The sequence below is a fragment of the Haloechinothrix alba genome, assembly GCF_900188115.1.
Taxonomy (GTDB): Bacteria; Actinomycetota; Actinomycetes; order Mycobacteriales; family Pseudonocardiaceae; genus Haloechinothrix; species Haloechinothrix alba.
Genome location: NZ_FZNW01000043.1, coordinates 1 through 11,019, shown reverse-complemented (window position 1 = coordinate 11,019; position 11,019 = coordinate 1). Strand labels below are relative to the sequence as shown.

At 67.1% G+C, this 11,019-nt stretch carries 10 protein-coding genes and 1 tRNA gene; 5 read left to right on the top strand and 6 right to left on the bottom strand.

Annotated elements, in window-relative coordinates:
• Nucleotides 1–116 precede the first annotated feature (116 nt).
• Entirely contained in the window at nt 117–2,852 is a 2,736-nt protein-coding gene (gene polA / locus CHB84_RS21605; RefSeq protein WP_089303493.1) for a DNA polymerase I, read from the bottom strand.
• Nucleotides 2,853–2,933: 81 nt separating this feature from the next.
• Here polA and CHB84_RS21600 point away from each other — a divergent pair, with 81 nt between their 5' ends.
• Entirely contained in the window at nt 2,934–3,389 is a 456-nt protein-coding gene (locus CHB84_RS21600; RefSeq protein ID WP_425432329.1) for a hotdog fold thioesterase, read from the top strand.
• Nucleotides 3,390–3,569: 180 nt separating this feature from the next.
• Nucleotides 3,570–4,835: an ABC transporter substrate-binding protein gene (locus CHB84_RS21595; protein WP_245818893.1), complete on the top strand. Its 1,266-nt coding sequence runs from the start codon at nt 3,570–3,572 to the stop codon at nt 4,833–4,835.
• A 148-nt stretch (nt 4,836–4,983) separates the two neighbouring features.
• On the opposite strand, the gene CHB84_RS21590 is transcribed toward CHB84_RS21595, so the two are convergent.
• From CHB84_RS21590 to CHB84_RS21570, 5 genes are all read right to left on the bottom strand, one after another.
• On the bottom strand, nt 4,984–5,811 hold the full coding sequence (locus CHB84_RS21590) for an ABC transporter ATP-binding protein (RefSeq protein ID WP_089303491.1): 828 nt from the start codon (nt 5,809–5,811) through the stop codon (nt 4,984–4,986).
• Nucleotides 5,808–6,665, bottom strand: coding sequence for an ABC transporter ATP-binding protein (locus CHB84_RS21585; protein ID WP_089303490.1), 858 nt, complete (start codon nt 6,663–6,665; stop codon nt 5,808–5,810). Before CHB84_RS21585 ends, CHB84_RS21590 begins: the two co-directional genes overlap by 4 nt.
• Nucleotides 6,655–7,647: a branched-chain amino acid ABC transporter permease gene (locus CHB84_RS21580; RefSeq protein ID WP_089303489.1), complete on the bottom strand. Its 993-nt coding sequence runs from the start codon at nt 7,645–7,647 to the stop codon at nt 6,655–6,657. Before CHB84_RS21580 ends, CHB84_RS21585 begins: the two co-directional genes overlap by 11 nt.
• Before the next feature lie 10 nt (nt 7,648–7,657).
• Nucleotides 7,658–9,073, bottom strand: coding sequence for a branched-chain amino acid ABC transporter permease (locus CHB84_RS21575; RefSeq protein ID WP_217898686.1), 1,416 nt, complete (start codon nt 9,071–9,073; stop codon nt 7,658–7,660).
• 293 nt (nt 9,074–9,366) lie between these two features.
• Nucleotides 9,367–9,960 (bottom strand): ANTAR domain-containing response regulator, encoded by a 594-nt coding sequence (locus tag CHB84_RS21570; protein WP_089303488.1) that lies wholly within the window; start codon nt 9,958–9,960, stop codon nt 9,367–9,369.
• 186 nt (nt 9,961–10,146) lie between these two features.
• Here CHB84_RS21570 and CHB84_RS21565 point away from each other — a divergent pair.
• The 3 genes from CHB84_RS21565 to CHB84_RS21555 form a co-directional block, all read left to right on the top strand.
• Nucleotides 10,147–10,223 (top strand) — tRNA-Leu (locus tag CHB84_RS21565).
• 83 nt (nt 10,224–10,306) lie between these two features.
• A complete protein-coding gene (locus tag CHB84_RS21560; RefSeq protein WP_176440081.1) occupies nt 10,307–10,582 on the top strand; it encodes a hypothetical protein in 276 nt (91 codons plus the stop codon).
• A 47-nt stretch (nt 10,583–10,629) separates the two neighbouring features.
• Nucleotides 10,630–11,019: transposase (locus CHB84_RS21555; protein ID WP_141134777.1), on the top strand; the 390-nt coding region annotated here is incomplete at its 3' end.

Genomic DNA, 11,019 nt, shown 5'->3' with positions numbered 1-11,019 from the left:
CCTCATCCACGCCGCACAATCACCACACGCCTGACACAGCCGGCACACCACCCCCACCTACCGCGCACACCACCCACACAAACCCGAGGAGAACCTCATTCAGCGCACCCCGGCCGTCAGTGGGCAGCGGCGTTCCAGGACTGGCCGACGCCTACGGAGACCTCGAGGGGAACCGACAGCTCGTATGCCGAGCCCATCTGCTCGCGGACCAGGGCTTCCACGCTCTCGCGTTCGCCATCGGCGACCTCGAGCACCAGCTCATCGTGCACCTGCAACAGCACCCTGCTGCGCAGCCCCTGCTCGCCGAGCGCGCGGTGCACGCCGAGCATGGCAACCTTGATGATGTCGGCCGCGCTGCCCTGTATCGGCGCGTTGAGTGCCATGCGCTCCGCCATCTCCCTGCGCTGCCGGTTGTCGCTGCCGAGGTCGGGTAGGTACCGGCGCCTGCCGAAGATGGTCTCGGTGTAGCCGACCTTGCCCGCTTCGGCAACCACCGTGTGCAGGTAGTCGCGCACCCCGGCGAACCGTGCGAAGTAGGTGTCCATCTGCTGCTTGGCCTCCTCGGCCGAGATCTGCAGCTGCTGAGCCAGACCGTAGGCGGACAACCCGTAAGCCAGCCCGTAGGACATCGCCTTCACCCGGTACCGCAGCTCCGGCGTGACCTCGGTCGGCTCCATCGCGAACGCCTTCGACGCCACGTAGGTATGCAGGTCCTCGCCCGAGTTGAACGCCTCGATCAGCCCCTCGTCGCCGGACAGGTGCGCCATGATGCGCATCTCGATCTGGCTGTAGTCGGCGGTCATGAGCTCGGCGTAGCCGGAGCCGACGACGAACGCGTCCCTGATGCGCCTGCCTTCCTCGGTCCGCACCGGGATGTTCTGCAGGTTCGGGTCCGTCGAGGACAGCCGCCCGGTCGCCGCCACCGTCTGTTGCAGTGAGGTGTGGATCCTGCCGTCCTCGGCGACGGCCTTGAGCAGGCCCTCGACCGTGGTCTTGAGCTTGGTCGCGTCCCTGTGCTCCAGCAGGTGCTGCAGGAACGGGTGCTCGGTCTTGGCGTACAGCGCCTGAAGCGCATCGGCGTCGGTGGTGTATCCGGTCTTGGTGCGTTTCGTCTTCGGCATTCCCAGCTCGTCGAACAGCACCACCTGCAGTTGCTTGGGCGATCCGAGGTTGATCTGCTTACCGATCACGCCGTAGGCCTCCTCGGCTGCCTGCTTGACGCGGTCGGCGTAGTGGGCTTCCAGCGCCGTGAGCTGCTCGGTATCCACGGCGATGCCGAAACGCTCCACTTCGGAAAGCACCTGCAGCAGTGGCATCTCCATATCGCTGAGCAGCCGGCCGGCGCCGATACTGTCGACTTCCTCGGCGAGCGCCCCGGACAGCTCCAGGGTGGCTCCGGCACGCAGTAGCTCCACGCGCACCAGCTCGTCGTCGCCGGAGCCGGAGTCGAGCAGGGACATCTGTCCCTGCTCCGCCGCGCCGTCCGAGCGCAGCTCCCTGCCCAGGTAGCGAAGCACCAGGTCGTCGAGCGTGAACGAGCGCTGACCGGGGCGTACCAGGTAGGCCGCCAGCGCGGTGTCCATCGTCAGGCCCTCGACTGCCCAGCCACGGCCGCGCAGCGCATGCAGCGTGGTCTTGCACGCGTGGCCGACCTTGCGGGCCTCGGGATCGGCCAGCCACGCCACCAGGGCGGACTCGTCGGCGGCGTCGAGCTGCGTGACGTCCAGGTAGCACCCCTCGCCGTCCTCGCCCGCCAAGCTCAGCGACAGCAGGTCGGCGACCAGCACCTCCCCGGAGGTCCGCGCTGCCAGCCCGGTGGTGCTGCCGGGGGCGGCGTGCGTACGAAGCCACTCCCCCAGCGTCCCCGGCTCGAGCTTGCCACCCCGCACCTCGAACCCTTCCTCGGCCTCCGGCTCGGAGCCGGACAGCGTCGCGAACAGCCGGTCACGCAGGACACGGAACTCGAGCTCGTCGAACAGCCGGTGCACAGCGTCGCGGTCCCAGGTCTGCACGTTCAGGTCGGTCGGCCGGAGGTCGAGGTCGAGGTCGCGCACGAGCTCGGTGAGCTGACGGTTGCGCAGCACGCTGTCCAGATGCTCGCGCAACGCCTCACCCGCCTTGCCCTTGACCTCGTCTACCCGGTCGACCAGCTCACCGAGGGAGCCGAACTGCTTGATCCACTTGACCGCCGTCTTCTCCCCCACCCCGGGGATGCCGGGCAGGTTGTCCGACGGGTCGCCGCGCAGCGCAGCGAAGTCCGGGTACTGGCTCGGTGAGAGGCCGTACTTGTCCTGCACCGCGTCCGGGTCGAAGCGATCGAGCTCGGAGACCCCCTTGCGCGGGTACAGCACCGTGACGCCCTCGCCGACCAGCTGCAGGGCGTCCCTGTCCCCGGTACAGATCAGGACGTCGTAGGCGTCCGCGCGCGCCTGCGTGGTCAGCGTGGCGATGATGTCGTCGGCCTCGTAGTTGTCCTTGCGCAGGATCGGGATGTTCAGCGCCTCCAGCACCTCGGTGATCAGCGATACCTGCCCCTTGAAGTCCTCAGGGGTCTCCGAACGGGTGGCCTTGTACTCGGCATACGTCTCGGAGCGGAACGTCTGGCGCGACACGTCGAAGGCGACCGCGAGGTGCGTGGGCTGCTCGTCGCGCAGGAGGTTGATGAGCATGGAGGTGAACCCGAAGACCGCGTTGGTGACCTGCCCCGTCGTGGTACGGAAGCGGTCGGCCGGTACCGCGTAGAACGCGCGGTAAGCCATCGAGTGGCCGTCGATGAGCAGCAGTCTCGGCGTCGCGGGCTGCTCGGCTCCAGCTGTGTCGTTCGCTACCTGGGTGTTCTGCTGTGGGCTCACACCCGGGAGTCTAGGCTCCGGAGCCGACACACGAACGTGCCGTCGGGAGAAGTACGAGACACGAAGCGCAAGGAGTCATTGGTGAGCGAGTCAACCGCGTCGCACGAGGCGCCCCCGTCTCTGGCCGACGTCCCCGGCGCCGACCCCGGCGCAGCCGGCCAGCAGCTCGACGACAAGCTGGGCATCACCGTCACGGAGTGGGATCCGCAGCGGATCGTCGCGACGATGCCGGTCGAGGGCAACCTCCAGCCGTACGGGCTGCTGCACGGCGGCGCCAATGCGGCGCTGGCCGAGACGCTCGGGTCGATCTGTGCCGGTCTCAACGCCGGTGCGGGCCGGGCCGCGGTCGGGCTCGAGCTGCACTGCACACATCACCGCGCGGTGCGGTCCGGCACCGTCACCGGCGTGGCCACGCCCCTGCACGTCGGCCGCGGCACCATCACGGCGGACATCGTGATCACCGACGAGCGCGACCGCCGCACCTGTACGGCACGCCTCACGTGTGTGATCAGGGAAAACGCACCGGGAGCAGGATAGGCACGGTCAGGTCGTGACCGTGTTGCGAAAAGATCGCGATTGGTTCGAAACCCTCGTTCGTTCCCCTACGCAGCGTTAGGATCCGCACGGACCATACGGAATGGGGCACACCGGCGACCAGTGTGGCCGTCCTGTGCGGAAGGCCCCGTCCGTGCAGGTACAACCCCCCGGAGGCAGATAGTGGGATTATCCAATGGGTTGCGCATGGCGGCCCTGGTGGCCGCCACCGCATTGGTAGTTACCGCGTGCGCAGACGACAACGGTGACGGTGCGGACACGGGGGAGGACTCGGCCGAACCCTTGGAGCTCGGTTATGTCCTCCCCGAGACGGGTGACTTGGCGTTCCTGGGGCCGCCCCAGATCGAGGCACTCGGCTTCGCCATGCAAACCATCAACGACGCTGGCGGTGTACTGGACCAGGAACTGCCCGCAGTGGTCGGCCGAGACGAGTCCGATCAGGAGTCGGTGGCATCCCAGTCGGCGGACGAGGTGCTTCGTGAAGGCGTGGACGCGCTGATCGGAGCGGCATCCTCGGCCAAGTCGCTGGCCTTCGTCGACAGGGTCATGGACGCGGGAGTCGTACAGTGCTCGGGTTCCAACACCGCGCCGACGTTCACCGACCTGGAGAACGGCGACTTCTACTTCCGCACCGCACCCAGCGACGTCATGCAGGGTCCGGTGCTGGCCGACACCATCGTCGGCGACGGGCACAGCCGCGTCGCGCTGGCTGCCCGTGCCGATGACTACGGGCGTGGCCTGCTGCAGGCGACCGAGAACTCTCTCGAAGAGGCGGGCGCCGAGGTCGTGAACACCACCACCTACGACCCGAGGTCGACCAACTTCGATCCGGTGGTCAGCGACCTCACCAACGGCGACCCGGACGCTGTCGTGATCGTCAGCTTCGAGGAAGGCGTGCAGGTGCTGCAGGGCCTGATCGAGGGCGGCTTCGGCCCGGACGAGATCGGCATCTACGGCGCCGATGGTCTCAAGGAGGAGAACCTCGGTGAGCTCGTTTCCTCCGAAGACCCGGGCGTGCTGGAAGGCATGAAGGGCACCGCTCCGGCGGCCCCGGAGGACGAGCAGTTCCAGGAGGACCTGCAGGAGTACGCTCCGGATCTCGAGGGCTTCCAGTTCTCGCCGCAGGTGTACGACTGCGTCATCACGATCGCGCTGGCGGCCGAGGCGGCCGGCAGCACCGACCCGGCCGACATCCAGCAGGAGATGGTCGGTGTCACGCGCGACGGCACCGAGTGCACCACCTTCGAGGAGTGCAAGGGCCTGCTGTCCGACGGTGACGACATCGACTACAACGGTGTCAGCGGTCCGCTGGACTTCACCGAGAACGGTGAGCCCAGCCAGTCCACCATCGGCATCTACGAAGTCGATGAGGACGGCACGACGGCGGACGTCGACGAGGAGACGGTCACCATGGACGAGGCCGAGTGACGGTGACACTCTGCCTTTGATGCCGTGAACGAATCGGGCCCCAGCGTCACGCTGGGGCCCGATTCCTCTCTCGTGGGTTCCTGGCCCGTGCGAACTCCCTCGTGCTACCGGTTCGGCTGCACGGCCCTGCGCGGCGGGCCGCCGGTCCCTAATCGACCGTGGCGAGTGTGCCGAGGTAGTACTCGATCACCTTCGGGTCATGCAGCAGGTCGTGACCGGCGCCCGAGTAGGCGTTGCGCCCCTGGTCGAGCACGTAGCCCCGGTCGCAGATCTGCAAGCAGCGGCGGGCATTCTGCTCGACCATGACGATCGAGACGCCGGTATCGTTGATGCGCTGGACCTGCCCGAACACCTGGTCCTGGTTCGCAGGGGACAGCCCGGCCGAGGGCTCGTCGAGGAAAAGCACCTCGGGCTCTGCCATGAGCGTGCGCCCCATCGCCAGCATCTGCCGCTCACCACCGGACAGCGAGCCGGCGCGCTGCTTACGGCGCTCGGCCAGCCTGCTGAACAGCTCGGTGACCCAGGCGAACCGCCGCTCGAACTCCCTCGGCTTCAGGAACGTCCCCATCCGCAGGTTCTCCTCCACCGTCAGGGCGGGGAAGACATTGTCACGCTGCGGCACATAGCCGAGGCCATGCTGGACCAGCGTGTGGGTTTGCGCGCCGGTGATATCGGCACCCCGGAACCGCACCGATCCACCCCGGACGGGAACCAGGCCGAACATCGCCTTGATCAGCGTGGACTTGCCCGCTCCGTTCGGCCCGATCACACCGACCAGCTCGCCCTCGCCGAGCTCGAGGCTGCATCCGGTGAGTACGTTGACCTCGGGAACGTAGCCTGCCACCACCTCGACGGCATCCAGGATCACCTCGCTGCCGGTGGAGCGCTCCGCCGCACCGCTATCGGCCGCCGCAGCGCCCTCGGGCGCGGCCGTGCTCTCTCCCCGATCCTGCTGCGCCGGTTCTTCTGTGCTCATGACGTCAGTTCCTCCGCGGGTGGTGCTCCGTGCTGCTTGCCGAGGTAGGCATCGATCACGGCGGGGTTGGAGCCGATGGCCTGCGGGGGCCCTTCGGCGATCACCTGGCCCTCTGCCAGGCACACCACCCAGTCGCTGGTGCCCATCACCATGTCCATGTCGTGTTCGACGAAGCAGATCGTCGTACCTTCGTCGCGCAGGTCGGTGATGTGCTCGAGGAGGGACTGCGTCAGCGCGGGGTTCACCCCGGCCATGGGCTCGTCGAGCATGAGCATCCTCGGCTGCACCATCAGGGCGCGGGCCAGCTCGAGCAGCTTGCGCTGCCCGCCGGACAGCGTCCCGGCGAACTCGTCACGCAAGTGGTCGAGCCGGAACCGGGCGAGCAGCGCATCGGCACGCTCGATGATCGCACGTTCCTGGCGTCGCCACAGTGGTCGCACCACCGAGGCGAACATGGCTTCGCCACGCTGCTCGGTAGCCCCGAGCTGGAGGTTCTCCAGCACGGTCAACCGGGACAGGGCCTTGGTCAGCTGGAAGGTACGTACCATGCCCCGGTGCGCGACCCGGTGCGCAGGCAGGCGGGACATCTTCTTCCCCTCGAACCGCCAGTCGCCGGATCCACCGCGGTCGAAGCCGGTGAGCACGTTGAACAGGGTGGTCTTGCCCGCCCCGTTCGGCCCGATCAATGCAGTGATCGCGCCGCGCTGTATCTCGAGGTGATCCACATCGACGGCGTGCAACCCACCGAAGGATCGCTGCACGTTGTCGGCGACGAGAAGCGGATCCGGCTTGGCAACGCCGGGTTCGGCGGCGACATCGGCAAGGGCGGCGGTGGCGTTATTCCTATCGGACATCGAGCACCATCTCTCTCCTGTTCCCCAGGATCCCTTGCGGCCGGAACGCCATCAACAGCAGCAGTCCCAGCCCGACCAGTGCCAGCCGCAGCGCCCCGACGTCGGATGGCACGAGGATCTCCGGCGGGATGTACCCGGTAGCCATCAGCTCCCGCAGGAACGCGTCGAAGGAAAGCATCAGGAACCAGAACAGCAGCCCACCCAGTACCGGGCCGAACACGCGACCGGCACCACCGAGCACGAGCATGGTGTAGAGGAAGAAGGTCACGACCGGGTCGAAACCGTCCGGGTGCGCCGACTGCTGGTGGATGGTGAACACCATCCCGCCGAGCGCGCCGATCACGCCACCGAGCACCAGGCTCTGCAGCTTGTACGCGTAGACGTTCTTGCCGAGGCTGCGCGCGGCCTCCTCGTCTTCGCGGATGGCACGGATGACGCGACCCCACGGGCTGTGGATGAGCAGGTAGACGAGGATGACGACCAGCGCCACCAGGCCCCAGCCGACGCTCATGAGCCATACGTCGCGCGCGGTGAACGCGAGCGGACCGACCTCGTAGATGCCCGGAGGCACCGGGTTGAGGTCGAGGAGGTCGTCACCGAACCGCTGGAGTCCGTAGACGCCGCCGGTCAGCGGTTCGGCGACGCTCGACCGGTAGAACAGCCGGAGCACCTCGCCCGCGGCGATGGTCGAGATCGCCAGGTAGTCCGAACGCAGCCGAAGCGCCGGGATACCGAGGATCAGCGCGAGCACGGCCGCGGCGAGAATGCCGACCAGCACGCCCACCCACATCGACAGGCCGAACGTCGACACGGAGATCGCCACGCCGTAGGCGCCGACGAGCATGAAGGCAACCTGCCCGAAGTTGAGCAGGCCCGTGTAGCCGAAGTGGATGTTCAACCCGATGGCCGCGAGCACGTACCCGATCGCGACCGGGCCGAGGGCACCGTATACGCCGCTGGTCAGGATCGACGAGTAGTCCATGTCTTCCCCCTCACCCGACCCGTTCCTTGCGGCCGAGGATGCCCTGCGGCCGCACGATCAAGACCACGATCAGCACCAGGAGCGCCCAGGCGTTCCACAGCTCCGCCGGGAACCACAGCGTCGACAGGTGCGCGACGATGCCGACGACGAAGCTGCCGACCATCGCGCCGTACGCGCTGCCGAGGCCGCCGAGGATGATCCCGGCGAACATCAGCAGCAGGAGCTTGAAGCCCATATCCCAGGACACGACCTCGGTCAGCCCGAACATGACCCCGCCGAAGGCCGACAACCCGCCTGCGAGCATCCACACGACCAGGATCACGTAGTTGACGTTGATGCCGGAGGACGCCGCGAGGTCCCTGTTGTCCGAGACCGCGCGGATGGCCGTGCCGATGCGCGTGCGCTGCAGCATGAGCGCGACCGCGAACAGCACGATCACCGACACGACCAGGATCGTCAGGTCCCGCGGGGTAATCTCCGCCCAGCCCAGCGAGATCGTGCTCTGGATCTGGTATTCGGCGTAGGAGTTGGGCCGGGACCCGTAGATGACGAGGAGGAGGTGCCGCAGGAACAGCGCGAGACCGATCGAGATGATGAACATGTTGATCCGGCCGGTCCTGCGCATGCGCAGCGGCCGCCAGAGACCTCGGTCGAGCCCGCCGCCCAGTAGCGCGCCCGCGATGACAGCGACCGCTATCGCCAGGATGAGGTGCAGCCCCGGCCCCGCGGCCGCGGCGTTGACGAAGAACGCCACGATAGCGCCGAAGGTCACCAGCTCACCGTGCGCGAAGTTGATCAGGCGGGTCGTGCCGAAGACCAGGGACAGGCCGACAGCGGCGATCGCGATGATGCCGCCGTACTGGAGCCCGTTGAGCAGGACCTGCGCCAGCCGCTCATGGAACGGCGCGTGCTGCGGAGGAACGGGGGTCTCGAGGTCGGTCTCGGTCTCGCCGGGCACGCCCGTATCCGAGTCGGTTCCGGCCCCCTCAGGCGGAGCTTCCCCTTCCTCGGCCGGCTCGTCCGGTTCGGTGGCCGGGTCCTCCTGCTCGTCCTCGGGGACGATCTGGAAGATGAGTGTCCGTTGCTGGCCTTCGTCGACCTCGATGTCGCTGAGTACCTCGCCGCCGACCTCGCGCGGGACCAGCCCCTCCGGCAGCGTGTCCAGGTCGAGTTCGACGTCGTAGCTTCCCGGTTCGGGAAGCTCGATCTCCCACTCTCCCTCCTCGTCGGTGGTATCGCTGCCGACCTCCGCGCCGTCGCGGTTGGCTGTGATCGTCAGGTCGGCGAGCGGCTCACCGTCCGGGTCGGTAATGGTGCCTTGTACCGCCTCGTGTTCGTCCGCCAGCGCCGCACCGGGCGCCATTACCGCTAGCGCGATCAGCGCTATCACGGCCAGCGCGCGCACAAGAACGCTCCGTGCTTTCACAGACCGAATCCCGTCTACTTTCTCAGTCCTCGAACTCCGGTGGATCACACCGTAGTACGAAGCGTCGCATGTTTCCGGCGACTGAACGTAGCCTTGATGCCCCGTGTTGCCCAGAGTTGTTCACTGTCCGTTCTCACATCGTGATCGAGCCCGCCGGAGCCGGAAACGGACGTGCCCAGCTCAACGGCCGGGACGCGCCGGCTCCGCCCGGTGTGTTGCGACGAATGGCCTACGCCGACCGGCCTGTCGCCGCTGCCGCCCATGCGAACAGCCCCACCCGTGCAGGGGACGCGTTACTTTCCGATTCCCTCCACCACGGCTTCCGCGACCTCCTTCATGGTGGTCCTGCGGTCCATGGCGGTGCGCTGGATCCAGCGGAACGCTTCCGGCTCGCTCAAGCTCTGCTCGCTCATCAGCAGCCCCTTGGCACGGTCGACGACCTTGCGGGTCTCCAGCTTCTCGTTGAGCCCTTCGACCTCGGCCTCGAGCGCCTGCAGCTCCGAGAAACGGCTCACCGCCAGCTCCACGGCGGGCACCAGCTCGCGCTTGGCGAACGGCTTCACGAGGTAGGCCATGGTTCCGGCGTCCCGCGCCCGCGAGATCAACTCACGCTGGCTGAACGCCGTCAAGATCACGACCGGGGCGATGCGATCACCAGTGATCTTCGACGCGGCTTCGATGCCATCCATCTTCGGCATCTTGACGTCCAGGATCACCAGATCTGGCCTCAGCTCGGTTGCCAGCGAGATGGCTTGCTCTCCGTCTGCAGCTTCACCGACGACGGCGTAGCCCTCTTCCCGCAGCATCTCGACAAGGTCGAGCCGGATCAGAGCCTCATCCTCCGCGACGAGCACTCGACGCTGGGCTTCGGTGGCCGATTCCGTCACCGGAGTCCTCCTGCGTACGTGGGTGGGGGGCGATGGGTGTGCGCAGCCAGCCTACCGGGAGTAGACCCGGGATGGGGAACGGTGCACGTCAAGCGTGAGCCACGGCTCATGCGCAGGCCATCAGCCTCGGTCGGGGAGACCTGAATGACGAGCGTGATCAAGCATCGCGTACAGTCGTAGCGCATCGCCCCCGTAGCCCAAACGGCAGAGGCGGCGGACTCAAAATCCGTGTAGTGTGCGTTCGAGTCGCACCGGGGGCACCAGGTCTTACCTGGGCCAACAACTGGATACCCGTCAACGATGTTGACCATTGGGTGCAGCCGTGGGTGCGAGTACACGCACGGCTATGGGTGTGGATACTGAGGGGCGACGCCGGGGTCGTATAGAGCAGCGCAGCAACTCCCTGCGCGTGGTGGTCTATGCCGGGCACGGTCCTGTGACGGGCAAGCGCTCCTACCTTCGGCAGAAGATCGACGGCACCGACAAGGCAGCTCGCAAACGCGCGGAGAAGGCGCTCAATCGGCTACTAACACAGGTCGATAGCCAGCGATCAGCTAGTTCATCCGTCACACTCGGCTACGCGCTCGACGAGTGGTTGCGCGTCACCGAACTCGAAGACTGACCTTCCCCCGCTGGGCCGGACACTTGAGTTGGTTGGAGAGTGTCTGTGTGACCGGAGAGCAACGACGAACTCGTCGGAAGTTCTCGGCGGAGTTCAAGCGGGATGCCGTGGAGCTGGTGCTGACCGGTGGTAAGTCGGTGGCCGAAGCAGCCCGGTGTCTGGGGATTTATGACTCTACGCTGGGCAACTGGGTCAAGCAGGCCCGTATCGACCGCGGTCAACAGGAAGGGCTGGGTACCGAGGAACGGGCTCGCTTGCGGGAGCTGGAGCGGGACAACGCGAAGCTGCGTATGGAGCGTGACCTGCGGGGCGAGCTCATGAGCCTTCTGGGTGAGGGAGTCGACCGAGTGACTCGCTACCGCTGCGTTGACTCCGGCAAGGCCGACGACTTCACGGTAGCGGCCGCCTGCCGAGCCGCCGGGGTGTCGACCTCGGCC

Coding starts and splice junctions, on each gene's coding strand:
- CHB84_RS21590 (WP_089303491.1), bottom strand. CDS start 5,811: ATGAGCACAGAAGAACCGGCGCAGCAGGATCGGGGAGAGAGCACGGCC.
- CHB84_RS21585 (WP_089303490.1), bottom strand. CDS start 6,665: ATGTCCGATAGGAATAACGCCACCGCCGCCCTTGCCGATGTCGCCGCC.
- CHB84_RS21580 (WP_089303489.1), bottom strand. CDS start 7,647: ATGGACTACTCGTCGATCCTGACCAGCGGCGTATACGGTGCCCTCGGC.
- CHB84_RS21560 (WP_176440081.1), top strand. CDS start 10,307: ATGGGTGTGGATACTGAGGGGCGACGCCGGGGTCGTATAGAGCAGCGC.